Annotated in this window: 22 protein-coding genes; 9 read left to right on the top strand and 13 right to left on the bottom strand. The window is 56.8% G+C overall.

The window, feature by feature from the left end; all coding sequences use genetic code 11:
- The first annotated feature begins 248 nt into the window (after positions 1-248).
- The 5 genes from benA to CKV99_RS02000 all read left to right on the top strand — a co-directional run bounded on the left by benA (position 249) and on the right by CKV99_RS02000 (position 7,550).
- Positions 249-1,772: a benzoate 1,2-dioxygenase large subunit gene (gene benA / locus CKV99_RS02020; protein ID WP_169872592.1), complete on the top strand. Its 1,524-nt coding sequence runs from the start codon at positions 249-251 to the stop codon at positions 1,770-1,772.
- Between the two features lie 75 nt (positions 1,773-1,847).
- Positions 1,848-2,342, top strand: a complete 495-nt coding sequence (gene benB, locus CKV99_RS02015) for a benzoate 1,2-dioxygenase small subunit (protein ID WP_092257686.1) — start codon at positions 1,848-1,850, stop codon at positions 2,340-2,342.
- A gap of 99 nt (positions 2,343-2,441) precedes the next feature.
- Positions 2,442-4,046: a benzoate 1,2-dioxygenase electron transfer component BenC gene (benC, locus tag CKV99_RS02010; protein ID WP_092257684.1), complete on the top strand. Its 1,605-nt coding sequence runs from the start codon at positions 2,442-2,444 to the stop codon at positions 4,044-4,046.
- Entirely contained in the window at positions 4,046-4,885 is an 840-nt protein-coding gene (locus tag CKV99_RS02005) for a 1,6-dihydroxycyclohexa-2,4-diene-1-carboxylate dehydrogenase (protein ID WP_092257681.1), read from the top strand. The genes benC and CKV99_RS02005 overlap by 1 nt, the downstream gene beginning before the upstream one ends.
- Positions 4,886-5,117: 232 nt before the next feature.
- Complete coding sequence (locus tag CKV99_RS02000; protein ID WP_231910136.1) at positions 5,118-7,550, top strand: LuxR family transcriptional regulator; 2,433 nt, start codon at positions 5,118-5,120, stop codon at positions 7,548-7,550.
- A gap of 9 nt (positions 7,551-7,559) precedes the next feature.
- Here the strand turns inward: CKV99_RS02000 and catC are convergent, their stop codons facing one another.
- The 3 genes from catC to CKV99_RS01985 are packed head-to-tail and all read right to left on the bottom strand — an operon-like array spanning position 7,560 to position 9,304.
- Positions 7,560-7,850 carry a muconolactone Delta-isomerase gene (gene catC / locus CKV99_RS01995; RefSeq protein ID WP_092257676.1) on the bottom strand — a complete coding sequence of 97 codons (291 nt, stop codon included), beginning with the start codon at positions 7,848-7,850 and terminating at the stop codon, positions 7,560-7,562.
- Between the two features lie 57 nt (positions 7,851-7,907).
- Positions 7,908-8,561: a 3-oxoacid CoA-transferase subunit B gene (locus CKV99_RS01990; protein WP_092257673.1), complete on the bottom strand. Its 654-nt coding sequence runs from the start codon at positions 8,559-8,561 to the stop codon at positions 7,908-7,910.
- Positions 8,561-9,304: a CoA transferase subunit A gene (locus CKV99_RS01985; RefSeq protein WP_092257671.1), complete on the bottom strand. Its 744-nt coding sequence runs from the start codon at positions 9,302-9,304 to the stop codon at positions 8,561-8,563. The genes CKV99_RS01990 and CKV99_RS01985 overlap by 1 nt, the downstream gene beginning before the upstream one ends.
- A gap of 130 nt (positions 9,305-9,434) precedes the next feature.
- Between CKV99_RS01985 and CKV99_RS01980 the strand changes: the two genes are divergently transcribed.
- Genes CKV99_RS01980 through CKV99_RS01965 form a run of 4 tightly spaced genes read left to right on the top strand, consistent with a single transcriptional unit; the run spans position 9,435 to position 14,544 of the window.
- Entirely contained in the window at positions 9,435-10,217 is a 783-nt protein-coding gene (locus CKV99_RS01980; RefSeq protein WP_092257668.1) for an IclR family transcriptional regulator domain-containing protein, read from the top strand.
- Positions 10,214-11,443, top strand: coding sequence for an acetyl-CoA C-acetyltransferase (locus CKV99_RS01975; RefSeq protein WP_092257666.1), 1,230 nt, complete (start codon positions 10,214-10,216; stop codon positions 11,441-11,443). Before CKV99_RS01980 ends, CKV99_RS01975 begins: the two co-directional genes overlap by 4 nt.
- 6 nt (positions 11,444-11,449) lie before the next feature.
- A complete protein-coding gene (pcaD, locus tag CKV99_RS01970) occupies positions 11,450-12,214 on the top strand; it encodes a 3-oxoadipate enol-lactonase (protein ID WP_092257663.1) in 765 nt (254 codons plus the stop codon).
- A gap of 20 nt (positions 12,215-12,234) precedes the next feature.
- Positions 12,235-14,544: a helix-turn-helix transcriptional regulator gene (locus CKV99_RS01965; protein ID WP_092257660.1), complete on the top strand. Its 2,310-nt coding sequence runs from the start codon at positions 12,235-12,237 to the stop codon at positions 14,542-14,544.
- A gap of 126 nt (positions 14,545-14,670) precedes the next feature.
- Here the strand turns inward: CKV99_RS01965 and CKV99_RS01960 are convergent, their stop codons facing one another.
- From CKV99_RS01960 to tig, 10 genes are all read right to left on the bottom strand, one after another.
- Positions 14,671-15,969 (bottom strand): MFS transporter, encoded by a 1,299-nt coding sequence (locus CKV99_RS01960; RefSeq protein WP_092257657.1) that lies wholly within the window; start codon positions 15,967-15,969, stop codon positions 14,671-14,673.
- A 93-nt stretch (positions 15,970-16,062) separates the two neighbouring features.
- Entirely contained in the window at positions 16,063-17,256 is a 1,194-nt protein-coding gene (locus CKV99_RS01955) for a 4-hydroxybenzoate 3-monooxygenase (RefSeq protein WP_092257654.1), read from the bottom strand.
- 1 nt (position 17,257) lies between these two features.
- Positions 17,258-17,671, bottom strand: coding sequence for a 4-carboxymuconolactone decarboxylase (gene pcaC / locus CKV99_RS01950; protein WP_092257651.1), 414 nt, complete (start codon positions 17,669-17,671; stop codon positions 17,258-17,260).
- The gene (locus tag CKV99_RS01945; protein ID WP_092257648.1) at positions 17,668-18,783 is read right to left on the bottom strand and encodes a lyase family protein; all 1,116 of its coding nucleotides are present in this window, start codon (positions 18,781-18,783) and stop codon (positions 17,668-17,670) included. The genes pcaC and CKV99_RS01945 overlap by 4 nt, the downstream gene beginning before the upstream one ends.
- 2 nt (positions 18,784-18,785) lie before the next feature.
- Positions 18,786-19,406: a protocatechuate 3,4-dioxygenase subunit alpha gene (gene pcaG, locus CKV99_RS01940; protein WP_092257645.1), complete on the bottom strand. Its 621-nt coding sequence runs from the start codon at positions 19,404-19,406 to the stop codon at positions 18,786-18,788.
- Between the two features lie 25 nt (positions 19,407-19,431).
- Positions 19,432-20,136, bottom strand: coding sequence for a protocatechuate 3,4-dioxygenase subunit beta (pcaH, locus tag CKV99_RS01935; RefSeq protein WP_092257642.1), 705 nt, complete (start codon positions 20,134-20,136; stop codon positions 19,432-19,434).
- Between the two features lie 1,821 nt (positions 20,137-21,957).
- Positions 21,958-23,430 carry an aldehyde dehydrogenase family protein gene (locus tag CKV99_RS01930; RefSeq protein ID WP_269457282.1) on the bottom strand — a complete coding sequence of 491 codons (1,473 nt, stop codon included), beginning with the start codon at positions 23,428-23,430 and terminating at the stop codon, positions 21,958-21,960.
- A 195-nt stretch (positions 23,431-23,625) separates the two neighbouring features.
- The gene (locus CKV99_RS01925) at positions 23,626-24,246 is read right to left on the bottom strand and encodes an ATP-dependent Clp protease proteolytic subunit (protein ID WP_092257633.1); all 621 of its coding nucleotides are present in this window, start codon (positions 24,244-24,246) and stop codon (positions 23,626-23,628) included.
- A 21-nt stretch (positions 24,247-24,267) separates the two neighbouring features.
- A complete protein-coding gene (locus CKV99_RS01920) occupies positions 24,268-24,876 on the bottom strand; it encodes an ATP-dependent Clp protease proteolytic subunit (RefSeq protein WP_092257630.1) in 609 nt (202 codons plus the stop codon).
- 158 nt (positions 24,877-25,034) lie between these two features.
- On the bottom strand, positions 25,035-26,453 hold the full coding sequence (gene tig / locus CKV99_RS01915; protein WP_092257627.1) for a trigger factor: 1,419 nt from the start codon (positions 26,451-26,453) through the stop codon (positions 25,035-25,037).
- Between the last annotated feature and the right edge of the window lie 12 nt (positions 26,454-26,465).

Here is a 26,465-nt window from a genome sequence, read left to right as displayed (position 1 = left end):
CGCCATAGTTTGCTCTACCTCATGCTTTAGCCACTCTCACCCATCCCCTAATCGAAGTTAGGGTTTTCCCCATTGTGACTCATATCGCAAGCAGTCACACTTGTGATACCGCTTCCAGCGCGTCGGCAACGAGCTACCACGAGCTACCACTGTTTACCTCGTCTCGTTCGGCGCCTTGGAGGTACCAGCTTGTATCACCCTTGTTTCACCACCGCCTGCAAAGGCACCCATCTGTAAAGGAGTTGGCTGTGACTGCCCCAACCGACAATGTTCGTGAGATTCTTGATCGCGCGCTAGAGAATAGCCCCGAAGAGGGAATCGTTCGTCTCAATCGTGAAATCTTCACCGACGAAGAGATCTTCGAGCTGGAAATGAAGTACATCTTCGAAGGAAATTGGATTTTCCTCGCCCACGAGTCTCAGATACCCAATGTAGGCGACTACTTCACCACGAATATTGGCCGTCAACCTGTCGTGATCACCCGTTCAAAGGACGGCAAGCTGAATTGCTTGATCAATTCCTGCTCCCACCGTGGCGCAATGCTGTGTCGTCGGAAAGTAGACAACCGCACCACACTGACTTGCCCATTCCATGGTTGGACATTCTCCAATGATGGAACTTTCCTCAAAGCAAAAGACGAACAGAACGGCGCCTACCCGAATAACTTCAATACTGAAGGCTCCCATGACTTGCGCCGCGTTCCAAAGTTCGAGTCCTATCGTGGATTCCTTTTCGGCTCCTTAAACGATGACGTTGTTGAGCTGGAGGAATTCCTCGGTGACACCCGGGTCATCCTCGACATGCTCATTGACCAGTCGCCCGAAGGGTTGGAAGTGCTCAAGGGCGCATCAACCTACACTTATGACGGCAACTGGAAACTGCAGGCAGAAAACGGAGCTGACGGTTACCACGTCTCCTCCGTCCACTGGAACTATGCCGCTACTACCTCACGTCGTAGCACTGGTGAGTCTGCCAATGATACAAAAGCGATGGACGCAGGCAAGTGGGGCGAACAAGGAGGGGGCTACTTCTCCTACCCATACGGGCACCTCATGTTGTGGTCCGAGTGGGCAAACCCAGAAGACCGCCCGATCTTCGACCGCCTCGCGGAACTGAAGGACCTGCACGGTGAAGAACGCGGCACGTTCATGGTGGGTGCTTCGCGCAACCTGTGCCTCTACCCGAACGTGTACATCATGGACCAGTTCTCCACGCAGATTCGTCGCCTTGAGCCAGTCTCCGTTGACAAGACCGAAGTGACTATTTTCTGTATTGCGCCGAAGGGAGAATCGGCGGAAAACCGTGCAGCCCGGATCCGGCAGTACGAGGACTTCTTTAACGCGACGGGCATGGCAACCCCTGATGATTTGGAAGAATTCCGCTCCTGCCAGAAAACCTATCGCGCAACGTCTTTCCCTTGGAATGACATGACTCGCGGCCTCGGCCACCAAATCGAGGGTGCTAGCGAATTGGCAAGAAGTTTGGGCATGGATAGTGTGCTCAGCTCGGGTGCGCGGACTGAAGATGAAGGTCTCTACCCTATTCAGCACGCCTACTGGGAGGAGGTCCTCGAGCAGGCCGTTGAGCAGGAAGAGAAGGACAGCCAGGAGCGCACGTCAAAGAACGTACGTAACGACGCACAAGCGACAAAGGTTACTACCGAGCACGCTCAGCAGCGCGCCGCGAAGAAAGCGGAGGCCTCTGCGAACAAGTCAGCGGATGCTGAGGTCAGCTCGTCTGGCCGTCGTGTTCGACGCAAGCGCAAGCAGTAAAGACCGCGCTCAGCCAGGTTGGTTGAGCTGCACGATACGACTCACTCTCTCACATTTCTGCAAAGGACTTCACTCATGTCTGAAATCACCCGCGACAGCATCCTCGACTTTTTGCACTACGAAAACCGCCTTCTTGATGATCGCGAATTCGAACAGTGGCTCGAGTGCTACCACCCCGATGCTGAGTACTGGATGCCTTCTTGGGATGTCAATGACGAGCTCACCACCGACCCGCAGTCGGAGATCTCTTTGATCTACTACCCCACTCGTGCCGGCATGGAGGACCGCGTTTTCCGCATCCGTACAGAGCGCTCAGCTGCAACATCAATCCCGGAGCCACGAACCGGCCATAATCTGACAAATCTGGAAATTCTTGAGCGCCGCGACCAGCAGGTCGATGTCCGCTACAACTGGATTTCCTACTATTTCCGCTACAACACCACCGACCACTACTTCGGAACAACCTGGGTAACCATCGATTTTTCCGGTGAGAAGCCACAGATTGTGAAGAAGAAGGTCGTGTTGAAGAACGACTATATCCACCACGTGGTGGATGTCTACATGCTCTAGCGGAGAGACTTTCACCAGCCTCCCCACGATCACAGCAATTACGCCCTCTAAGACCAACACTTAGGGGGCGCCACACCCTATTTTGATGAAGGAACCGACATGGCCCAACCGCAAGTAGCGTTAGCTTTTGAAGATGGTGTTACCCGTTTCATTGAAATCGAGGAAGACCAAACCATCACTGACGCAGCTTATAAGGCGCGAATTAATATTCCATTCGATTGCCGTGACGGCGCGTGCGGAACGTGTAAAGCTTTCTGCGAATCAGGAGAATACGAGGAAGGCGACTACATTGATGATGCGCTGACAGAAGACGAAGCTGATGAAGGCTATATTCTGTGCTGCCAGACATACCCAATCGATGACATGGTGGTTAATATCGCCACGACATCGGCTGCAGCAAAAACTGGGGCTGGCACGATGATTGGTCACATCGTCGAACTCGAGCAGCTTTCTAAGTCAACGATCAAGTTTGCCGTGCATATCGAAGATCGCGACCAGCTGTATTATCTTCCAGGCCAATACATGAATATTGCACCCCCGAACGCTGATTTTCATCGGTCATATTCCTTCTCTTCAGGTCCCAGCGACGACATCGTGACCTTCCTTGTGAAAAACACACCAGGCGGCAAAATGTCCACCTACCTCACGGAGGAAGCCAAAGTTGGTGACCGGTTGAACCTCACCGGCCCCATGGGGTCCTTCTTCCTCCGTGAGCCCTTTTCCCCGATCCTGTTGCTGGCAGGTGGAACTGGTCTGGCCCCCATTCTTGCGATCTTGGAAAAGCTCGCCGAAGACCCTGACCTCACCCAACCTGTTCGTCTGATCTACGGCGCAACATTCAATCACGACATCGTGGAAGTAGACCGCCTGAATCAGTACAAGGACATCTTGGCGGATTTTGATTGGTTCTCAGTCGTCTCCGGCGAGGGAGAAGAGCACGACCGTACTGGGTACGTCACGGACCATATCGCCGAGGAATACCTGCACGGCGGCGATGTTGACGTGTACTTGTGCGGCCCACCGGCAATGGTCGAGGCAGTCCGCACTTTCTTCCGCGACCTTGATGCTCCGCCACAGAACTTCTACTACGAAAAATTCACGCCGAATGTGCCGGCTACGTCCGACACTCCGGAAGATTCGCGTATCGACGAAGCACCAGCAACGGATGTCACACAGGCTACAACGGTTGCAAGTGTAGAAGATGGCCTATCAAAGACCATCACGTCTCAAGGTGATGTGGAAACAGGGCATATTTTGACTGCCAAGACTGACTCCGAAGCACAGTTCAACGCCCTCATGGCGTTGGAACTCGGAGTAATCACGTTGATGATCGACCAATTGGACGAAGAAGATTACGCCGAGATGCGTCAACTCGCCCAGGCCTGCAAGGAATTTATCTCGGACACCAAATTCCTTGACGCCACTGGCTACACGGCTGCCAATGCGCAGTACCACAACTACCTCTTTGACCGCTCAGGTAATGACGCGATGAAGCAGGCTTATAACGTCCTCGATGTTGTAGAAGTCATGAACGAGGTGCTTGACGACGAAGGCTTTGTGGTTGACGGTATAGAACAAGATCACTTTGAGCTTGTCGACGCCTTGGAAGCGAAAGACTTTCAAGCGTGCCGGGCAATCGTCGAAAAGCACCACCGTAGCGCCATTGCTACTGTTCACCGCGCTATCGAAGAAGGTGACAAATAATGGCTTTCGGCGAAATGCCCACAGGAGATGGAGTTGCTGAGACTCCAACCGTATTCACCCCACACCGGTTTTCCGGCCAGGTGGTGCTGATTACGGGCGCAGTCCAAGGAATTGGTTTAGCTGTGGCCAACCGCATCGCACATGAGGGTGGCAGCCTATTGATCGTCGATAGGTCCGAACTTGTTAGCGATGTGGCGGCAACACTATCTGAGCGGACTGGGATGAAAGTGCAATCGTGCGCCACTGACCTGGAAACGTACGAAGGGGCCGCCCGCATGGTTGAGCAGGCGGTGGCTGAGTTCGGGCGCATTGATGTAGCGATCAATAACGTCGGCGGAACTATTTGGGCGAAACCATTTGAGCACTACACCCCGGAAGAAATTGAAAAGGAGATCCACCGATCACTGTTTACCACGCTGTGGTCGGTACGAGCGGAACTGCCAGCGCTGATTGATAACGGTGGGGGCACCATCGTCAATGTTTCGTCGGTGGCCACGCGCGGTGTCAACCGCGTGCCCTATGCGGCGGCTAAGGGAGGCGTGAATGCTATCACTGCGGCATTAGCCAAGGAAGCTGCCGAAAAGAATATCCGTGTTGTTGCCACCGCGCCTGGGGGAACAGAAGCCCCGGAGCGTGTGGTCAAGCGCGGGCCAGGCCCTGAAGATCAGCAGGAAAAGCAATGGTACCAGCAAATTGTGGAGCAAACTGTGGAGTCCTCGGAGTTTAAACGCTATGGCACTCTTGAAGAGCAAGCTGGGCCGATCGCGTTCCTCGCTTCGCGGGAAGCCAGCTACATCACCGGGTCCGTGCTCCCTGTGGCTGGAGGTGATCAAGGCTAGACCAAGGCTAGGTCTCACGGTGTGAGACCTAGCCTGTCTAACGGAACGATGACGTTGGCTCCGATAGGATATTGAAATGGCTTTCTCAGCACGGTATGAGTCACGCAGAATTTATACTCACGTGACTTCGTTGACACCGGGAAGCTGTTCGGTCATTTCAATTTCCGGGTCCGACGCGCACTCCGCTGTAGACAGCCTCGTAAGAGAATTGGAAACCTGGACACTTGTGCGGGTGTCCGCGCTCCCGTGGCGTGCTCACGACCCTGGTTGGCTCGTGGACATCATGTGTAGAAAAGCTGGGGTGGCGGATCTCTCCGAGCTTGATCAACCCCAGGTTCGGGTCGTGCTGATCGTCGAAAAGGTGCAGTGGGCCGATCAGGAATCACTCAGGGCGTTACTGGAGTGGTCGCAAAGCATTTCACGGGCCACTGCGGCTGTCGTGGGGTCGACCGATTTGTCAGAAGTGAACGAAGACTTCCACTTACTAGCAGATTTTCGGGTCAATCTGCCTCCCCTGCGCAGCAGCGATATTGCCGCGATGGCGGTGTCACGCCGCGCGGTGCATCTGCGACCGGAAGTGTGTTGGAAGATTCTCGAGGTGACCAACGGTAACGCCGATCTGGTTCGGGATTTGCTCGATGCTGCCTCGGAAGATCATTGGCGCAGCACCCACCCCTACGTGCCGGTACCCCGGCGTTGGCGCACGGCCTTCGAAGCGCGTGCGCAGGGCAACACGGTACTGATTAACGCCACCCAAGCAGCTACGGTCACATCCAGCTACGAGGCATTAGTTGCGATACTCGGTGGTAGTGAGGGTGTTACTACCAGTATTGAGCGCGGGATTTTACAGTCGGTGCCGCAGGGTCGCGGCCGTGTCATTGCGTTTGTCCACCCGACTGACCTTGCTGTCGCGCGTTCTTCGGCTCCGCCAGCGTTGATTCGTGATTTTCATAAAAAGGCCAGTGAGTGGTTTACCCGGCACGATAACAGCACTCAGGCGCTACTCCACCGGGCCAAAAGCATGTCTAGCGGTAACGACGACCTAGCTGGCCAGATGATTGAGCACGCAGAAAAACTCACCAGCGCAGGGCACTGGCGCCAAGCCTTCGAGGTGTACCACCAAGCCTCCGTTACTGCTCAAAGCCCCGTAATCCAGGACCAAGCCAATCTCAATGCGATCGAAGCGCTCATCGCAGATTCCGATATTCCCCAGGCCAACCAGCATGTTCGCCAACTCACCAGTGTTGCCCCTAATGCGCACATTGACTCGATTCGTGGTTACCTGGCGCTGCACCAAGGTCACCGGAGTAATGCACTGAACCTGATCAACCGATCATGGTCTCAACTGGACAGCACCGAAAGCGGAGATACGCAACTGCGCACCCGCGCCGCAAGCCGCCAAGTGCTTCTCAGCCTGTGTGAGTGGCAACCTTCTGAGGTGGTTCGATGGGCACAGACCACCTCGCACTGGGCGTTGCCAGAATCACCCCTTGGTTCGGAGGCCCATTACATTTCTTTAATTGGCACTGCTGCCTGCACCGATGAAATCCCCGACTTGACGCCCCTTGCCTGGGAAACGGAAACGATGGCGCAACGCAGACACATGGCGGCCGGCTGGATTTATTTAGTTCACGATAATCCTTTCGCTGCACGGCAGCATCTTTCCGTCGACGCCCACGGAAAGGGCTCTGAGCGGATCGCGGCCTGGATGGACGCGTGGCGTGCCCGCTCCTACCTGCTGTTGGGCGATCTCATCAACGCCGAGAATGCAGTAGAGCGGGGTTTGGCCCGGTGCGAACGCTACGGTATTAGTTTCTTAGAGCCTTTGCTGCTGTGGAGCGCCAGCGTTGTGGCTGGATTACGCGGAGACCAGTCCTTGATGTCGCTATACAGCAGGCAAGTTAATCTAAGCAATGATGCTTTTCCCATTCAGCAAATCCCTTCTGCGATGGCGCGACTCTATATCGCGTACTCTCAGCAGGATTCAGCTGCTATGCAACGCGCCGGGACTTTTCTTAGCAACCTCAGTGACACGGTGGATACCGCTCAACCTGGTTTTTGGCCGTGGCGCGATATTTGGGCATCACACCTGGTCAACAGTGGTCAACTCGATGAGGCCGAAGCGCTCATCGGTCAGGTCGGCGATCGTATCCGGTCTGCTCCGGTGGTGTCAGCTCAAGCCAAACTGTCTATGTCGGAAGGGCGTCTCGCGTTTGCCCGGGGGCAGCACCAGACCGGGGTGGCAAAATTTGATGAGGCTTTGGACATGATTGAGACGCTCTCGCTGCCGCTGTATTCTGCCCGTGTTCTTTTCGATTATGGCCAGGCGCTGCGCCGTTTAGGTAAAAGGAAGCTTGCCGACGATCTCTTCGCCAGGGCCAGCGAGTACTTCCTGGCGATGGGGGCCGATAATATGGTCGCCCGGTGTGGGAGAGAACGCCGCGCTGGAGGTCTTGGTTCCCGCATCCCTTCGGAACAGGGGCTGACCCCGCAGGAAAAGGAAATAGCTACCCTCGTTGCTGAGGGTAGCTCCAATAAAGATGTGGCTACGGCTCTGTTTTTGTCGCCGAAGACGGTGGAGTATCACCTGACGCGTGTGTACCGGAAGCTTGGCGTACGCAACCGCTCGGAGTTAGGCAATGCGTTACGCCGCTTCGACGCTTAACGACGCACACTAATACGCGCAGGCATCCGTCCAGTTCGGGTGTTTTGCCAAAGGGGTGACTTTGATTTTCATGTATTTGAACATGGGGAATCCCTGGAAGACCTCATGGAGCTGGTCTGTGTTTTCGACGTCGTAGATGGAGTAGTTGGCGTACTCTCCGACGACGCGCCAGATCCCTTTCATGGTTCCTGCGACCTGCAGGTTACCGGAGTATTCCTTTTCGCGGGCTTGGTAGTCGGCGATCTCATCGGCAGTCAGATTGTCAGGGAAGCTGACATCCATCCGGGCAAGAAATAGCATTGCTCTCCTACTTTTCGTGGTGTGTTGTTGATCTTAGGGTAGTGGTCTTAGGGTGTCTTAGGTTGTCGCGAGGTTGTCTGCAACCGTGAATGGTGCTGCAGTCACTTCTCGTACTGAGTCCACAGTTTCGTCGTCGGCAAGCTCAACAAGCGTTAAGCCGGTCTTCGCGTCAACGTCAAAGACGGCGTAATTGGTCACAATTAGGTCGACGCACTTTGCACCCGTCAGGGGCAGTTTGCACTCGGGCAGGATCTTGCTGTCGCCCTTCTTGGTCACGTGATCCATCATCAGGATGATCTTTTTCGCACCATGAACAAGGTCCATGGCCCCACCCATACCCTTGACCATCTTGCCCGGGATCATCCAGTTGGCCAGGTCCCCAAACTGTGAGACCTCCATCGCGCCTAAGACAGCTACGTCGATCGCGCGGGACCGGATCATCCCGAAAGACTGGGAGGAAGAAAAGAATGACGCGCCGGGTGCTGCGGTGATTGTTTCTTTTCCAGCGTTGATCATTTCAGGATCTACAGCGTCGTCTGCCGGGTACGGGCCAACCCCGAGGATGCCGTTTTCAGAATGCAGGACAACTTCAAGGCCTTCAGGAAGGAAACCAGGGATCAAGGTTGGCATGCCGATGCCAAGATTGACGTACTGGCCGTTTTCTAGTTCTTGGGCAGCGCGCGCTGCCATCTGTTCACGCGTCCATGTCATTATTTGCTCACCGTCCGATTCTCAATACCTGTTTCTTGTGGCCCCACTTCAACTACCCGGTCGACATAAATGCCGGGCAGATGAATCTCAGTCGGAGTGATCTCGTCGACAAGCTCTTCTGCCTGGACGATGGTGATCCTGCCGCTCATTGCAGCATCGGGATTGAAGTTTTGGGCCGTTTTGGAAAACACGAGATTGCCGTAGCGGTCCGCTTTGGCCGCATGCACGAATGCGAAATCTGCACGGATGCCTTCCTCCATCACATAGACCTCGCCGTTGAACTCACGGGTTTCTTTCGGCTTTGAATACTCAGCGATGGTCCCGTCCTCGTTGTAGCGGGTTGGGATGCCACCTTCAGCAAGCTGGGTTCCCACGCCCGCCTTCGTATAAAACGCCGGGATGCCCGCACCACCGGCGCGCATCCTTTCCGCCAAGGTGCCTTGGGGTGTGAACTCCACTGTGAGCTCTCCGCTGAGGTATTGGCGTGCGTACTCTTGATTGGAACCGATATAGGAGCCGATCGAGCGGGTAATTTTCCCGTCCTTGAGCAGGAGGCCGAGACCGAAGTCGTCAGTACCCAGGTTGTTAGAAATGATGGTGAGCGAGCCGGCACCGTTTTCACGAAGCGCGTCGATGAGGCGGGCAGGTATCCCCACGAGACCGAAACCGCCCACCGCGATCGAAGCACCGTCTGCGATGTCAGCTACCGCTTCCTGTGCTGAAGTTACTGTTTTATCAAGCATGTCTCCACCCTAACGCCTGTTCGCTAGTTGCACAAGAGTTCACCCAGTGAACTTTTTGGGTATAGTGGTGGGTAAGCCAGAACCCCGCATCGATCGCCCAAGTACCAACAATCACCCGGAAGGAGTATTAGTGCCTCCCCCACCACCCGTTCAGTCCCTCACCAGAGGACTTGCCGTGATCAGCTCTTTCGGCACAGATCGTCCTCGCCAGACAGTGGCCCAGGTCGCCGAATCGACGGGCCTCGCCCGCGCAACAGCGCGACGTTTTCTGCACACCCTGGTTGAAGAAGGCTATGCAGACACTGACGGCTCACTCTTTTGGCTTACCCCCAAAACCCTAGAACTCGGCTACTCCTACCTCTCGTCGTTAGGCCTTCCCGAGATAGCCCAACCCCACCTGGAAAAGCTCGCCCACACCGTCGATGAGTCGTGCTCACTGTCTATCCTGGATCACGGCGATGTGTTATATGTCGGGCGCGTTCCAATCCGGCGCATCATGGCAGTCTCCATCACCATCGGCACCCGCTTTCCTGCCTACGCAACATCAATGGGGCGCGTTCTCCTCGCCGACAGATCAGAAGAAGAGATTGACCACTACCTGAAACAAGCCCCCTTCGAAGCCCTCACCCCTAAAACGTTGACTACGCCCAACCAGCTAGAGAGCGAACTGGCTCGGGTGAAAAACCAAGGCTATTCACTAGTCGATCAAGAACTTGAACTCGGTTTGCGGTCTGTGGCGGCTCCCGTGCGTGATAGCAATGGCACGACAGTTGCTGCCGTTAATATCTCGACGCCGGCTGCGGCCCACACCCCCGAATTCATCATCAACAACTTCATCCCTGCGCTGAAATCTACATGCGCGACAATCTCAACCGACATCCACGCTGCACACCTCGAAAGGATCTACCCATGACCTGCTCTAACAACCCCACGGATATCGTTCTTTGCAATCCTAAGCGCACCCCGGTCGGCCGCTACGGAGGCGCCTTTGTCTCCGTCCCGGTCCAAAATCTTGCCGTGACCGTTGTCAAGGCAGTACTCGACGAGTCTGGTCTCCAACCGGGCCAGGTTGATGATCTGATTCTTGGCCAGGCCTCCCCCGGGGGTTCTGCCCCTGCCCTCGGGCGCGTGGTTGCTTTGGACGCGGGCCTCGGCGAGTCTGTTCCGGGCATGCAGCTCGATCGACGCTGTGGTTCCGGCTTGCAGGCAGTAGCCACAGCTGCCGCCCATATCTCTTCCGGGGCCGCAGACCTGATTATCGCCGGTGGTGCGGAATCGATGTCGCGTACGGAGTACACCATCGACGCAGACATTCGGTGGGGCAAGAAGGGCGGCGACATGGTGTTGCATGACCGCCTTGCTGAAGGCCGCGAGAAGGCTGGCGGGAAAAACCACCCCATTCCCGGTGGCATGATTGAAACCGCGGAGAATCTGCGCCGCGATTATTCCATCGCCCGGGACATCCAAGACGAAATGGCATACAACTCTCACATGCGCGCAGCTCAGGCGCAAGAAGACGGGCTTTTCGACGATGAGATCGTCCCGGTTTCGGTCCCGCAGCGCAAAGGCGATCCTATCGTTGTGGACAAGGACGAACACATCCGCCCAGAAACTACGCTGGAGTCGCTGGCGCGCCTGCGGCCAGTGATGGGCCGCCAGGATGAGGAGGCGACAGTCACCGCCGGTAACGCATCGGGCCAAAACGACGGTGCTGCCGCCATGATTGTGACCACCCGCGCGAAGGCTGAGGAGCTCGGGCTGACACCAATGGTGTCGCTCAAAGGCTGGTCTGTCGCAGGTGTCGCGCCAGAGACGATGGGGATTGGCCCGGTGGCGGCCACCGAGAAACTGTTCAACCGGCTGGGCCTAACCTTTGACGATATCGATGTGATTGAGCTCAACGAGGCATTCGCGGCCCAAGCTCTGGCCTGTCTCGATGAGTGGGGCATTTCGGCTGATGATCCGCGCCTGAACCCCCAAGGCTCTGGTATTTCCCTTGGCCACCCCGTGGGTGCCACGGGAGCTAGGATGCTGGTCACTGCATCACACCGCATGGCACGTACCGACGCTCGCCGCGCCCTAGTTACCATGTGTATTGGTGGCGGACAGGGCCTTGCCGCAGTTATTGAGAAGGAGTAACCCACGATGATCACCCTTGACCACGTTGAACTAGGTAACAAGAATAGTTCCCGCACACTTGTTTTTCTCGGGTCCATCGCGTCAACCACAGCGATGTGGGCCCCGCAGTTTAAGGCACTTGCCGACGACTACCGCATCATCGCTGTCAACCATCGAGGCCACGGGGATTCACCTGTTGCTGATGTAACACCCGGGGTGACCACCATGGCGGACCTGGCGGATGATGTGCTCCACACTCTCAACCAGCTGGATGTTGAAGAGTTCGCAGTGATCGGGTTGTCTTTAGGTGGTGCGATTGCACAGTATCTGGCGGCCCACTGTCCGCAGGTGACCAAAGCAGTGTTCTGCTGCACCGCAGCGTATTTTGGTGGCCCTGAGAAATGGGTTCCGCGCGCTGAGCTGACGCGCCGTGAGGGCCTTGATCCGATGGTCGATGGGGTTGTAGGTCTCTGGTTCACTCCCGATTATGCGGACAAGAACCCCAGTACCGTTGCTGAGGCCCGCGACATGATCCTGAGCACCAGTGGTGAAGGATACGCGCAGTGCTCGGATGCGCTGAGCACGTGGGATTTCACAGATTCACTTGGTAAAATCGCCTGCCCGGTGCTCACCATCGCCGGAGACGGTGACCAGTCAACTCCGCCACAGGTTGTCTCCGCGATCGCCGCAGGAGTGTCAGGCTCGTCGACAAGTGTGGTTGTGCCCGGCGCGCACGTTCCCACCCTGGAATCTCCTGCCGAGTTCACGCAGGCTTTGCAAGCCTTCCTGTAGTTGGTGGATCAGGAACTGACATGGCTGGAAATAATTCGCAACCAGGCAAGTCAGTGCTATCAAAAGTGTCCGATATCCATAGAGACGAAGTGCTGCGTGGCCGCGTGATCGCCTCGATCCTCGAGATCCTTGATACACACCCGCAGCGCTTAGTCATTATCCCGATCGTGCCCGGAGTAGGTGCCCGCCGGTTCCTCAACCGCCTGGCTACCCACCTCCCACAGGACCGTGTTCGTGTTGTTTCGGCTTTGCCGTGGGAATCGGCACACCACGGGGCTTTACAGCGGCAGATTCAGCATGATACCGGCGCTGCTGTTCTCATCCACGATCTTGACCGCGCGGATGAACAGTCCCTGCGGTGGGTCGTGGAGAGCACGAAGCGCGGTGGCTTGCGGGTTGTTGCCACGGTGTCGTCGCAACGCGTGCATGAATTCGCCGATGACATTATTGCGCTGGCCCCGTTTACGCTCCCAGAAACTGATCAGTTCGTGCGCACCCTTGTTGGAACCAAACTTCCTGCGCTGCTTGTTGAAGATGTGCACCGCGCTACCGGAGGGCGCCCCGATTATATTGCGGAACTTCTCCAGGCCACACCCCGCGATCAGTGGTCGGATGCAAATGCGACGTTGAAATTCCCGCAAGCCTGGTACCACGAATGTGAGCATGCGACCGCAGGGCTTGGCGATGACACTCGGCGCGCTCTTTATTCGCGTCCTCTTGAACAGGAAAAGCTCGGCGAGGCCGTCGCCGCAGGGATTATCGATATAGCGCTGACAGAATCGGGGGCTACCCCGGAGTTCCGTGATCCCCGCTTTGCCGCCCTGACTCAAGCTGCCACAGGTTCCCCGCCTCGGGCGACGAGTCCGGTAGAGCGCGAGAAGCTGCTGTTGGCAAAGGCGGAAAAACACGCCGAGGCACTTGATCTGGCTTCTGCGGAGCTTTTCTTGCAGGACTGTTCTGGCACTGTCAACGTTAATTTACGGGACTCGTTGACGGGGTATGTGGCGTTGTATGGTGGCCACCGCTACCAGTCAGAGATTTTTCTTGGGCCAGTGAAAGACCATGCCGCCCAGTCGCTTTCGGGTTGTCTGCATGAATTGGCGGTGTGGAATCCCTCCGGTTTGCTTCAGCGGGCTAGGCATACGCAGTCGCTTACCGCACCGGGGTCGGTCGAATATGAAGAGGCCCAGGTGTATGAAATTTTCGCTACTGTTTTGCTGCACCGCACCTACCCGCCCCAGCTGCCGGATTTTGCTCACCCTATTTCGCATGAACGATTGAAGATGTTTATGGGGTGGGTGGCACTTGCCGACGATGACCCGATCACCGCCCGTGAACAGCTTCGCCCGGTACCTGGTGGTTCCCTCTCAGTGGCACTGTGGCGCGATGCGCTGCTGGCCCGCGCCTTGTTTGTGTTAGGCCAGTGGAATGATGCGAAGGCGGTGGTAGAACGTGGCCTTTCTTCGTGTGAGTTGCATGGGGTTGCGCTGCTGGAACCCTGGTTGTTGTGGACCGGTTCGTTGATTGCGGCGATGGAGGGCAATCTGGGCTTAGCGCGGTCTTACCTCAATCGCGCTACACCCGGTGCGGATGCTTTTACAATTCAGCGGGTTCCTGCGGCGATGGGGCAAATGATCGTTTCGGCGCATGTGCTCGATTTGGCCACATCATTGCGGGCAGCGGAAGACTTGGAGCGGGCGGTCGAAGGGGTGGATACGCAACAGCCCGGCTTTTGGCCGTGGGAGGACGTGTATGCGCAAACGTTGCTACGTGCCGGTCGCATTGCCGACGCAGACCGGGTGATTACTGAGGCGGAACAACGCAATAATAGCGCCAATTTAGCGTCGCTGAGGGCGAAGAATTCGGTTCCGCGCGCCTCAATTCTGCTTCAACGAGGCCAGACTGCTAGGGCTTTATCACTTCTCGACGATGCCACCGTGGCCATTGAGCACTCGGCGATGCCTGCCTATGCTGCCCGCATCTTGTTCGAATACGGTTTGCTGCTGCGCCGTATTGGCAGGCGTTCGCATGCCGACGATATTTTGGGCCGCGCTTCTGATCTCTTTGCCGAGATGGGGGCCCACGTGATGGTGACGCGCTGTAATCAGGAGCGGCGTGTGGGTGGAGTTGGTGGGCACGTGCACAACCATTTGGGGTTGACTACCCAAGAGGAACAAATTGCTCACCTTGCGGCGGATGGAATAACCAACCGAGAGATCGCCCTGCAGCTTACCTTGTCGCCGAAAACCGTGGAGTATCACCTGACGAGTATTTACAAGAAACTTGAGATCACCGGCAGGGCGCAACTTCCTGAGGCGTTGAAATCCTAGGTTTTGGCGTAGGGGTTAATCGCGGAGCCTACCGCTGTCTGGTAGCTGCCCGGTAGCTGCCCGGCTATTTTTGGGCACCAACACGGCGGCACAACGCGGTAAGGCAGTGTCCAGCGCCACGGCGCACTATTCGGCCGACAAATTGAGGGGTTGCTCTGCTACCACCACGGTGCGCTTGTAGATGGGCCGGGTGAACATGAAGATTATTGCACCGGCAAGACCAACGGCGCCGTACGCGAAAAAGCCCCACGGGTGGGCCATGTTCAAACTGATCAGCAGTCCACCGAGCATCGGGCCGGAAATCGCGCCGAGGCGTCCAATGCCAGCGGACAACCCCATCGCGGTTGCGCGCAGGTTTGACGGGTGGTTTTCTCCCACGAAGGCATACACCAGGTTTTGGGAGGAGAACACGAAAATTCCGGTGAGAAAAACGATGATATAAAGCCCAATCATGGGCATGCGTACCGCCATGAGCGAGAGGAAGATCGCCGATAGCAGGAACCACACCATCGCGGTTGGTCGCGGAGAATAACGGTCTGATACTCGTCCAGCGATGACAAGGCCAACCACCGCCCCAATGTTGAGCACCATGAGGAAGCCCAACGAGTTGCCCATGTCATAGTCGGCCTGGCGCATGATCTGTGGCAGCCAGGTATTCAAACCATAAACCAACAGCAGGCCCATGAAGGAGCCCGCCCAGATGGCCAGCGAGTTCCGCAGGTACGGCGGTTTGAGAAGTGCCTTGATTCCGGTGCCTTGGTTTTCGGATGCGGCAGTACGGTCCATCTCGTCGGCAAGCTCAAGCCCGTAGGTGTCGGCGATGTCTTGGGCTTCGCGCGTGCGCCCGACAACGTTGAGGTACTGGGGGGATTCGGGCAGCAGGAAGTACATTACTGGGGCAAGGATGAGCCCCGGAACAGCGCCGATGATGTACATGGAGTGCCAGCCAATTTCGCCGATTACAAAAATGCCCAGCAGTGCTGTGAGCACGGCACCTACGTGGTATCCGGTCATCACCGTGGTTGTAGAAGAACCCGCTCTACTGCGTCCACGGAACTCGGTGACCATGGAAATCGCCGTCGGCAAGCACCCGCCAAGACCTACTCCTGCGAAGAAGCGCAGGATGAGGAAGGCCCAGAAGTTGTAGGTAAAGCCCATGATGAGCGTCAGGATTGAAAATGCTGCGACGGAGACGATCATCACGTTACGACGACCCAACTTGTCTGTTGCAGCACCGATAACTAGTGCGCCGATTGTCATGCCGATGAGCCCAGCTGTTGAAATCTGGGTGCCCTGGGCTGCGGTTAGTTGCCAGTTTGGGTCTTCCATCATGGCGGGCAGAGTTGCACCGAGTACTACCATGTCGAACCCGTCGAGCAGTACTGCGAGCCAGAGGAGAACGACAACAATCGTCGGAGAACGCATAATCGCTATGCCTTTCAATATTTCATGCGGATAAAGAGCCTGGCGCCGCGACTCGGCCAGGCTCTAGGTAACAGTTCTAGGTAACGGAGAGAGTTAGATGTCGAATGTGGGAAGATCCATGCCAACATACTGTTCGGCGTGGTACCGGCGACCTGCCTCGGAAGAGAGCATTGCGCGCAGCTCACCGCGGCGGCGTTGTGCGTCGAAGTGCGACTCACCTGGCACTGCGTGCAGCATGGAGCTCATCCAGTAGGAGAAGTGCTGTGCCTTCCACACCCGCGGCACTGCCAGGGCCGAGTACTGGTCAAGCAGGTCGGTGTTGCTCTTTTTCAAGGCGCGCACCAAGCCCGGTGCTAGAACTGAGACGTCGGCAACGGCAAGGTTTAGGCCTTTCGCCCCGGTTGGTGGCACAGTGTGCGCCGCATCGCCGCAGATGAACAGCCGGCCGCGCTGCATCGGGTCTGTCACAGCGGAACGGAAGCGAAGCACGGACTTGTCAAAGATCTCGCCCTCGGCAACCTGGAGGTTATCGGAGTCGACGCGCAGGTGGAGCTGTTCCCAGATCTTCTCGTCCGGCCACATATCCACGGTATCTTCCGGGTCACACTGCAGGTAGTACCTCTGGATATCGGCCGAGCGGGTGGAGATCAGCGCAAATCCTGCGTCGTGAGTGGCATAGATGAGTTCCTTTTGGGTCTGTGGCCCGTTGACGAGGATGCCAAACCACGCGTAGGGGTATTCGTGCTTGGCTCGCACCGCACCTGGCAGTTCAAGAATGGGCTTGCGGTACGGAGACTTGGAGCCGTCACCAGCTACCACATAATCGGCGGTGAGTTCGTGCTGGGTGCCGTTGTCGTCGGTGTAGGTGACGGTGCACTTGTCACCGTCGTAGCCGGTGACATCGTCCACGGTGGTGTTGAACAGCAGTTCGCCACCGTCTGCGAGGCGCTTGGCGATGAAGTCTTTGAGGTATTCGTGCTGGGCGTAGACGGCCATGTGGTGACCAGTTAGTGCGGTTAGTGCGATGCGGGTGCGCTCACCGTCGATGGCGATTTCGATGCCTTCGTCGATATCTGCTTCGCGTTCCATACGCTCGCCTACGCCGGAGTCACGCATCAGGTTCAGGGTTCCTTGCTCGAGCACACCGGCACGCACGGTTTCTTCAACATCGCGCCGTGAGCGGGTTTCAAACACGATTGATTCGATGCCGTGCAGGTGCAGCAGGTGAGCAAGGGTAAGGCCAGCGGGGCCAGCGCCGATGATGGCGACAGGTACATGGGTGGTCATGTTAATTCTCCTCCTTGACTGCCTTGTCCAGCAGCTTGAATCCGTGATTTGAGTTGGGTACGCCCGCGTACACAGCTGTGTGCAGGATGACTTCGCCGATGAGGTCTGGGTCGACGCCGGCGCGCACAGCGGCGCGGATGTGCATGTCGAGTTCGCCGTTGTTTCCTACCGCTGTGAGCACGGCGATGGTGATCAGGCGGCGCTGAGTGTGGTCCAGTCCGTCACGATTCCAGATATCACCCCACGCGGTTCGGGTGATAAAGTCCTGGAATTTTGCGGTGGTATCGCTGGTGTTCTTGCTGGCCCGGTCCACGTGCGCATCGCCAAGTACTGCGCGGCGATTCTTGTCGCCTACTTCTGCGGCGGCTGCACGTCCATCGATGTAAAGGGCGTGGTTGTCGTTTGTGTTGGTCATGGGTGTACTTCCGTTTCTAGAATCGCATCGACTAGCTCAGCTGCGTGCGCAGTATCGGGGTTGTTGCCACAGGCGGCGACCATTGCTTCGGTATGTACTTCCAGCCCGTCAAGAGCTGCGGTAATCCGGTTGACCGCGCTTGCGGTGACGGCGACGATCTCCCGGATTGGTTGCCATTCGGCATGCCAGCTGCCTACTCCGCGTTGGCCACGGCAGTCGAGTGCGTCAAAGATGGTGGCAACCAGGCCCGGGGTGCGTCGAGCATAGCCGTCGGCGGCGACAGAGGCTGCAGGGTTAGCCTTGTGCGGCATGGAACTGGAACCCCCTGGTGCGGGTTCACGCAGCTCCCCCACCTCGGTTGCTGAATACGCCACGATGTCACCGGCGATCTTGCGCACGGCACCAGCTAATCGCGCCATTGCTGCAGAAAGTTCGGCCAGTGGTTGGCGGTTGGTGTGCCACACCAGCGGTGTTGCTGAAAGACCGAGCCGCTGTGCGAGTTCGTCGTGGATATCTACCCCGCCTGGTAGCGCGCCGACCGGGCCTGCGTATTGCACGGGGAAGTCCACCGCCTGTACAGCTTTGCGCGCGCAACGCACACCATCGAGCCACCCCGCCGCCACCGCACCGAAGGTGGTGGGTAAAGCCTGCTGGCCTAGTGTGCGGGCCATGATGGGATCGTTGCGGTGGGTACGCGCTAGGTTTGCAAGAAGCTTTTCGACGGCGCGGGTGTCCTCGATCAGCAACGCCACCGCGCGAGACAGGCACAATGATAGGGCTGTATCAACCCCATCTTGGCTGGTGGCATCGATATGGATGGCTGTTGGGTCATGGGCGCGTGCTTTCAACTGTTTCACCAGCGGGATCGTCGGGTTCGCGCCACTAGCTGAAGCGATGGCGATCTCTTCTAAATCCGGTGTGAAACCAACGAAGGCAACGCGTGCATCCGCAGCTTGTTGGGCAGTAACTTTGCCGGTGGACTCGGCAGCTTCAACTAGTGCCGCTTCAAATTCAACGATGGCGTTGATGAAGGCATCGTCGGAAAGCGCGGCGTGAACCGTGGTGGAACCTGACGCAAGATCCGAGTAAAGGGTGCGGGAAAGAGAGTCCATTGTTAAATCCGGAAAAATGGGGTTTCGAGGCTCAGGTCAGGGTGCTGCACGTGGATAGTCATGGAGTAACCCTTGTCGGTTTTCTGCGCAACCAGCAGACTGCGGCGCGGTTCGTCGACTAGGTGTAGCACTGGGTCGGTGTTGTTGGCCTCGGTATTTTCTGGGAAGTAGAGGCGGGTATAGAGGCGCTCAAGCATGCCGCGGGCAAAAACTCCAACATTGATGTGCGGTGCCTCATCGCCGAAGCCACCAGGGACCAGGGTGGTAAAAGTGACCTGGCCATTGTCATCGGCCATTGCCCTACCCAGGCCTCGGAAGCCGTCGTGGGAATCGGTGTTGAAGGTGCCGTCGGGGCGGGCCTGCCACAGCTCGATCATGGCATCGGCGATCGGGGCCCCGTCGCCGTCGATGACGGTGAACTCGATTTCCACGGTGCCGTTGCCGTCGCCGGTGCTGTCGTCCGGGTACGCCATGACCTCGGAGTCCGCTAGTGTCAGGCCGATATGGACGTACGGCCCAACCGTTTGTGACGGAGTAATGCCAAATTCCGTGTGGTCTTGGTCGGGGGCGTCATTGGCGGTATCCGGGTAGCGGAAACCTTCATGTTTTCCGGTCTCAATCATGATTGTTCTCCTCCAGTGCTTTGATCTAGTGCTTGTGGGTTTCGAAGAAGGTCTGGTTCTTGCCGCGTAAGACGATGTCGAACTTGTAGGCCAAAGAGTAATTCGGAGCAGTCTTGTCATAATCAAAAACAGCGATCATGCGCTCACGAGCACCCTGCGGAACCGAGTTGTAAATCGGATCCTGGAAGAACATGGGATCATTGGGGAAGTACATCTGGGTGACCAGACGCTCCGAAAACTGGCGGCCGTACAGAGAGAAATGGATGTGCGCGGGACGCCACGCATTATTGTGGTTCCCCCATGGGTACATGCCAGGCATGATGGTGAGGAACTCGTAGTAGCCGTCCTCATTGGTCATGGTGCGCGCCACTCCGTTGAAGTGTGGATCTAGCGGTGCTGGCCAGGAATCATTCTTGTGGCGGTAACGGCCCGCAGCGTTGGCCTGCCATACCTCTACCAAAGTGTTTGGAACTGGTTTGTTGTCCCAGCCCAATACACGACCGTGTACCAGCATGCGCTGACCGATGGCTTCGCCGCCATTTGCTTTGGTCATGTCATTATCAAGGCCGCCTAAGTCACGCTCACCCAGCACAGGGCCGGACAGTTCACCAAGACGCTGCGGGGTGAGAATGAGTTCGTTGGTTGGGTTGCGCTTGATCGTCGTGCGGTATTCGGGGAAGTGCAACGGAGCGAAGACGCCCTCCGTTGACGCGGTGTATTCGACGCTCATGATTCTCCTTGTGAATATCGGTGTTATTCGGGGTAAGCGATCCCAGGATGGTGATGCACGCCACTTTATGGCACTCGACTCGGCCTGACAAAAGCTGCGCGTCCCCTGTCCATGCACGTAGACCCCACTATTCGTCATACCTTGGCCCGGTGCAGGCGATTTCGCTTGACCAGGGATATGACTAGGGGGGTAGGCTAGGGGGTTGAGTGTAAGTGCCGTTACCCGACAATTGGTGAACCAAAAGGGCCCAGCACCTAGCCTTTAAGGCAAGGCCTCACGCCCAGGCGATGAGACCGGGAAGTGGGTATGCGGATGAGCGTGCACCGCAACCAGGAAGTCATTCGGCACTTCAATTCGACGGAAGCCCACAGAAGGTCTTTCCTAAAACACAAGGTGCCCCATAGGGCGCTTGTGACTAGCGGCTTAAAGGGGTAAGCCACATGTTGTTGCGTGCGTACGTTGACGGGATTGGTAGTCCTGGAGCTATCAACTAGTGTGGCGTTTTAGGCCCATCCTGCTGGTTCCACGCTAGATTCTATTGAGACCTTGGCTGCGGAAAGGATTGCAAGCGCGTCGTCTCCTCCGGTTAAGTCCCACGATTATGCGGTGCCTTTGTAGCTCTGCGGAGCAGCCTTTTTTAAAGAGTCTCTCTCAATGTCTTGCCGACTACGCCAGTGTTGGTGCTAGGAGTACCGTCCTGTATAGCGTGATGGAAGTGTTAGCTAGACCCGCTTCTTTTGCCCGGCCCTCTTTTATAATGTGCCCGGCCCCCCTTTTTGTAAACTGTCGAAACTCAAGCCGCGACCTCTGCCACCGGAGGGAACAGGATAGTAACTTGGCAAGTCTCACCAGAATATTTCATTGGTGCTGTGGTACAGGTTGATGTGGTGGGCGTGCTGGTGGTGCCCGTGGTAGCTGATCGTGCTTGTCCGTGCACACACTGCTTGTCCGTGCACAACTGCTTGCGACCGGATGGAATTCAGAGATCATCTTTTCTGAGATGAGATGACATTGCCATCTCATGATTGTGACCTGGTAAGTCCAAGTAGTTAGTAGACATCACTTTGGTAGGATTACCACGGATTACCACGGAAAGTAGGCGCATGAGTTTTTCGATATTTTCTGGGGGTTGAGCGTGGACTGGAGGCTGCTGCTGGCAATGGGGCCCGCCGTGGTGTTGCCTGCTATTTGTTTGGGGGTTAGACTTAAGGTGCCCTTGGGGGCGACGGAAAGCAAGTGAAAAGGCCACCCGCCGTTAACGAGTGACCTCTTCTTTTGACCTAGGAGTTCATCCACTCCCACCCCTTGCGGATCATATCCGCAAGGAGTTTGGATGTAGCTCCGGCCAGAACCCGGCTAGCAAAGTTAAAAACCCCTGCTAGTCGGGGTTCTTCTCTTTTACGATGGCGACCACCGCGAGAAGATTCTGACATTGTCGGTCCTCCTCTCCCTTCGTAGTAGGCTAAGCCTTCGCGTGCGGTGCATCGCACCCACGCTAGACCAACCGCCACAGGTGTGCGGTTGACCTTGTGGAAAGACAAGTACCGCACCCGAAGGCAGAACAGACACAACCCCGAGAAAAGATGTCACCGCACGTCCAGAAAATCAACGATCAACCAACCGTACGATTTCAATGCTTCCCCCGAGGAACGTGCACAGGTCAGCTTACCGTACAGAACCGATGCTGGCATGTTATCTGCGACTTGCGCATCAGTCTGGGCAGTTGGTGTTCACTGGTTAAGTGGCGAACCCGAAAAGACCCAGCTGATAAAGCTGGGCCTTTTAAGCGTGCATTCTAGTCGTGCGACAGGTTGGGGGATATTAGATCGGGAAGTGGGTATGCGGGTGGGCTTGCACCCCAACCCAGTGGTCTGTGGTGAACTCTTCGATTGCCCACTCGCCGTTGAAGCGACCCAGGCCGGAGTTCTTCTCACCGCCAAACATTACGTGTGCCTCGTCATTGACTGTGATGTCGTTGATATGGGTCATGCCTGCCTTGATGCCGCGCGCAAACTGCACGCCGCGCGCCAGGTCAGAGGTAAACACTGCCGACGACAAACCAAACTCTGTGTCATTAGCCAGCTCCAAGGCGTGCGCTTCATCGCGAGCTTTGACAATTCCTACTACTGGGCCGAAAATCTCCTCACGGAACAACTCCATCTCAGGTGTCACGTCCGCAAACACGTGTGGCGGGATCACGCGGCCCTTGATCTCACCGCTGACAACCTCACGGGCACCGTCCGCTCGCGCCTGCTCGATCTTGGATTTCACCGACTCACACTGTTGGTCATTAATAATCGGGCCTACACAGTTGTCCGGGTTGGTCTGATCCCCCGCGCGAAGCTTCGAGACGCGGTCGACATACTTTTCGACGAACGCGTCGTACAAACTCGCATCAACAATGATGCGGTTAATAGACATGCAGATCTGTCCCTGGTGCAAGAATTTGCCCATGGAAGCAGCGGCGACCGCTTCGTCCAGTTGGGCGTCGTCAAGCACTACAAATGGTGCGTTTCCGCCGAGCTCAAGGGCGACCTTCTTGATCCACTTGCCGCCCACCGCGGTTGCACCAACGTTCTTGCCCACAGGTGTTGAACCGGTAAACGAAATGAGCGACGGGACTGGGGATTCCACGAAGTAGCCACCAATCTCAGAACCGGAGCCAACAACCACGTTGAGCACGCCTGCGGGCAAACCCGCGGCCTCGAAGATGGTGGCCAGCAAAGTTCCTCCGACAACCGGAGTGTCGGAGGCCGGCTTGAGCACCACGGCGTTACCGCAGGCTAGTGCTGGGGCGACCGAGCGCATGGACAGCGCGAAGGGGAAGTTCCACGGGCTAATCACACCGACTACACCGAGCGGTTCACGGAACACAAAGTTGGTCTTTCCCGGTGTATTTGACGGATGAATACTGCCGTGGATACGGCTGGGGAAGGTAGCGGCCTCGCGGATCGCACGAATCGCAATCCCAACCTCAGTGCCCGCTTTAATCACGGTGGAACCAGACTCGCGCGAGATCAACTGGGCGATGTCGTCTTTGTGCTCTGCGACGAAGTCAGCTGCCTTAGTGAGCACTGCGGTGCGCTTAGCTGGAGGAAGCGCCGCCCACTCTTTCTGCGCTTCCTGGGCTGAAGCGTACGCTTCGTCGACATCCGCCTGGGAAGCATTCTTGATGGTGGAGATCTCAGCGTCGTCGAACGGGTTCTTTGAAACAGTCGACTTGTCCGACGAGCCATCGCGCCAGCCGCCAATGTAGATCTGGTTGGAGATAAGTTTATTGTAGGTAGTCACCAATTCCGCTCCTCGATTATGGGATAAGTTACTTTCGGTGTTCGAACAATGCTACGTCTCATTGCTGCGGTAGGCAATGGCCCAGCTTTGCCCGCGGGCGAGGAAAGCTGCAAAGCATAAACCGCTGCGCCAAAATTATCGGGACGCAGCGGTTTACACATTTCGCGAAGTTGGTTTCGCGCTCGGTGATGAGCTCTATTATCCGTTCAGCTTGCGGTAGTCGAAGACCTGGTCGATGATGCCATAGTCGACTGCTTCCTCAGCGGTGAGGATCTTGTCGCGGTCAGTATCAATGCGGATCTGCTCAGCGGTACGGCCGGAGTGGCGCGCCAGAGTCTCTTCCATGAGGCGGCGCATCCGCTCAATCTCTGCTGCCTGAATCTCCAGGTCAGACACCTGGCCTTGGGTGCCTTGGGTGGATGGCTGGTGGATCAGGATGCGTGAGTTCGGAAGTGCTGCGCGTTTGCCTGGTGCACCAGCCGCGAGCAAGATTGCAGCTGCAGAAGCAGCCTGGCCCAGGCAGACGGTCTGCACGTCGGGGCGCACATACTGCATGGTGTCGTAGATCGCCATCAGCGAGGTGAACGAGCCTCCTGGGGAGTTGATGTACATGGTGATGTCGCGGTCTGGGTCCTGGGATTCCAGCACGAGCAGCTGCGCCATGATGTCGTTCGCGGAGGTGTCATCGACCTGGGTGCCCAAGAAGATGATGCGCTCCTCAAAGAGCTTGGAGTAGGGGTTGGTTTCCTTGGTTCCGTAACTGGACTGCTCGATAAAGCTCGGCAGAACGTAGCGGGAGTGAGGCATCTGGAAAGTCATCGTTGTTTTCTCCTTCTAGTTCTAGTTGCTAATCGAGCTGTCAGCGTGCTCAATGACATGGTCAACAATGCCGTAGTCTTTCGCCTCCTGGGCGGTGAACCAGCGGTCGCGGTCCGAGTCTTTCGTGATCTGCTCAAAGGTCTGGCCGGTGTGCTCAGCGATCAACTCAGCCATTTCACGCTTGGTCTGGGCGAACTGTTCAGCCTGGATGGCGATATCGGCTGCGGTACCGCCCACGCCTGCGGATGGTTGGTGCATCATAATGCGTGCGTGTGGCAGAGCGTAGCGCTTGCCTTTGGTACCACCGGAAAGCAGGAATTGGCCCATAGACGCCGCGAGGCCCATACCGTAGGTGCGGATATCGCATGGGGAGTATTTCATGGTGTCAAAAATCGCCATGCCCGCGGTCACGGAGCCACCGGGGGAGTTAATGTACAGCGAGATATCGCGGGTGGGGTCTTCCGCGGTGAGCAGCAGGATCTGCGCGCACAGTTTGTTCGCGATCTCATCGTTAACCTCCTGGCCCAAGAAAATAATGCGTTCGCGCAGCAAGCGATCGTACACAGAATCGCCCAGGTTCATTCCCGCACCAGGGGCGGTCATCTGTGGTAAGTGAGTCTCAGTGCTCATTACAACGTGCTCCTTTTGTTCTAACGTTTCGGTCAATGACACCACCTTACTCGGGTGCCATTTGAAAGTCGCGTTTGTTCGCTATGGGCGTAACGACGAGAAAACCCGCCCTTCACCTGCACTAATGCACAGAATAGGGCGGGGCGCTCAGATGGCTTTTACTTCTCTTCTTCCGTGGACTCTTCTGCCTTGGATTCCTCAACGGTCTCCTCAGCAGCGTCCTGGTTGACTGGCTCGTCTACATCCTCGTCTTCTTCGATCTCGCCGAAGTAGATGTTTGGGTCAATGTCGTTGCCCTCATCATCCTTGACGGAGGTACGCGAGATTGCTGCCGCCAGTGCCTTGCCACGGCGCACATCCGCGAATAGGTTCGCGATCTGGCCGGATTGCTGCAGCTGGCCCACGAACTGGTTCGGGTCCATGCCGTAAGACTGCGCGGTGAACAGGATGTGGTCGGTCAGTTCCTGCTGGGACACCTCAGGCTCTTCTTTCTCTGCAACTGCGTCGAGGAAGAGCTGGGTGCGCACGGACTCTTCAGCCTGGCCGCGGGTTTGCTTGTCAAACTCTTCGCGGGTGGTACCCTGTGCTTCGAGCAGCTGTGCAAGAGCGTTCTCGTCGTGAGCCATTTGTCCCAGCAGCTGGTGCAGCTGGTTGTGGACCTGCTCCTCCACGACCGACTCCGGCAGAGCGAACTCGCACTGCTCCAGTGCCGCCTTAAGAACCTCGTCGCGGATATCTGCTGCCTGCTGCGCCTTCTTGGATTCTTCCAGCTGGGCCTTGGTGTTCTCGCGCAGTTCTTCTGCTGTGTCAAACTCGGATGCCATCTGTGCGAACTCGTCATCAAACTCAGGCAGCTTACGCTCCTTGGTCTGCTGGACATGCACCTTGACGGTGGCTTCTTTGCCCTTGTGCTCGCCGTGCTGCATCTCGGCGGTGAACTCGTTGTCCTCACCGGTTTTCATTCCGCGCAGCGCGGTGTCTAGGCCCTTGATCAGATCGTCGTCGCCGATCTGGTAGCTCAAGCCCTCAGCGGTTGCTTCGTCGATCTTTTCACCGTCAACCTCAGCTTCGATGTCGATGATGGCAAAATCGCCGGTCTTTAACTTGCGCTTGGTGTCCTTGAGCTCACCGAAGCGTTCGCGCAGCTTGTCAATTTCCTCGTCCAAAGCCTCATCGTCAACCTTGATCGCTGGAACCTCGACAGAGATCTTGGAGAAGTCAGGAACCTCGATTTCTGGGCGGACGTCAACCTCAGCGGTGAACTCGACGAATTCGTTATCCTCGATCTTGGTGATCTCGATCTGTGGCTGGTTGATGGCCTTGATATCGTTTTCAACACAGGCTTTTTCGTAACGGGTTGGCAGCATATCGTTGACAACCTGCTCCAGGATCGGGCCGCGACCGAAGCGTGCGTCGATCAGCTGGCGAGGTGCCTTGCCCTTACGGAAGCCGGGAATGGTGACCTGCTGGGCGATCGTTGCGTACGCTTGATCAATTTCTGGCTCGAGCTCCCCGAAGGGAACGTTGACTGTCAGCTTGATACGGGTGTCGCTGAGCTTATTGACGGTAGTCTGCACGAGTTACCCTCC

This window comes from Corynebacterium cystitidis, assembly GCF_900187295.1.
GTDB lineage: Bacteria > Actinomycetota > Actinomycetes > Mycobacteriales > Mycobacteriaceae > Corynebacterium > Corynebacterium cystitidis.
Note: the sequence above shows the minus strand (reverse complement) of the source record. Positions and strands in the feature narration are given on the sequence as shown.

Excerpts from the sequence above, each read along its gene's own strand:
- benB (WP_092257686.1), top strand. The coding sequence starts at position 1,848 with ATGTCTGAAATCACCCGCGACAGCATCCTCGACTTTTTGCACTACGAA.
- benC (WP_092257684.1), top strand. The coding sequence starts at position 2,442 with ATGGCCCAACCGCAAGTAGCGTTAGCTTTTGAAGATGGTGTTACCCGT.
- CKV99_RS02005 (WP_092257681.1), top strand. The coding sequence starts at position 4,046 with ATGGCTTTCGGCGAAATGCCCACAGGAGATGGAGTTGCTGAGACTCCA.
- catC (WP_092257676.1), bottom strand. The coding sequence starts at position 7,850 with ATGCTATTTCTTGCCCGGATGGATGTCAGCTTCCCTGACAATCTGACT.
- CKV99_RS01990 (WP_092257673.1), bottom strand. The coding sequence starts at position 8,561 with ATGACATGGACGCGTGAACAGATGGCAGCGCGCGCTGCCCAAGAACTA.
- CKV99_RS01985 (WP_092257671.1), bottom strand. The coding sequence starts at position 9,304 with ATGCTTGATAAAACAGTAACTTCAGCACAGGAAGCGGTAGCTGACATC.
- CKV99_RS01975 (WP_092257666.1), top strand. The coding sequence starts at position 10,214 with ATGACCTGCTCTAACAACCCCACGGATATCGTTCTTTGCAATCCTAAG.
- pcaD (WP_092257663.1), top strand. The coding sequence starts at position 11,450 with ATGATCACCCTTGACCACGTTGAACTAGGTAACAAGAATAGTTCCCGC.
- CKV99_RS01965 (WP_092257660.1), top strand. The coding sequence starts at position 12,235 with ATGGCTGGAAATAATTCGCAACCAGGCAAGTCAGTGCTATCAAAAGTG.
- CKV99_RS01960 (WP_092257657.1), bottom strand. The coding sequence starts at position 15,969 with ATGCGTTCTCCGACGATTGTTGTCGTTCTCCTCTGGCTCGCAGTACTG.
- CKV99_RS01955 (WP_092257654.1), bottom strand. The coding sequence starts at position 17,256 with ATGACCACCCATGTACCTGTCGCCATCATCGGCGCTGGCCCCGCTGGC.
- pcaC (WP_092257651.1), bottom strand. The coding sequence starts at position 17,671 with ATGACCAACACAAACGACAACCACGCCCTTTACATCGATGGACGTGCA.
- CKV99_RS01945 (WP_092257648.1), bottom strand. The coding sequence starts at position 18,783 with ATGGACTCTCTTTCCCGCACCCTTTACTCGGATCTTGCGTCAGGTTCC.
- pcaG (WP_092257645.1), bottom strand. The coding sequence starts at position 19,406 with ATGATTGAGACCGGAAAACATGAAGGTTTCCGCTACCCGGATACCGCC.
- pcaH (WP_092257642.1), bottom strand. The coding sequence starts at position 20,136 with ATGAGCGTCGAATACACCGCGTCAACGGAGGGCGTCTTCGCTCCGTTG.
- CKV99_RS01925 (WP_092257633.1), bottom strand. The coding sequence starts at position 24,246 with ATGACTTTCCAGATGCCTCACTCCCGCTACGTTCTGCCGAGCTTTATC.
- CKV99_RS01920 (WP_092257630.1), bottom strand. The coding sequence starts at position 24,876 with ATGAGCACTGAGACTCACTTACCACAGATGACCGCCCCTGGTGCGGGA.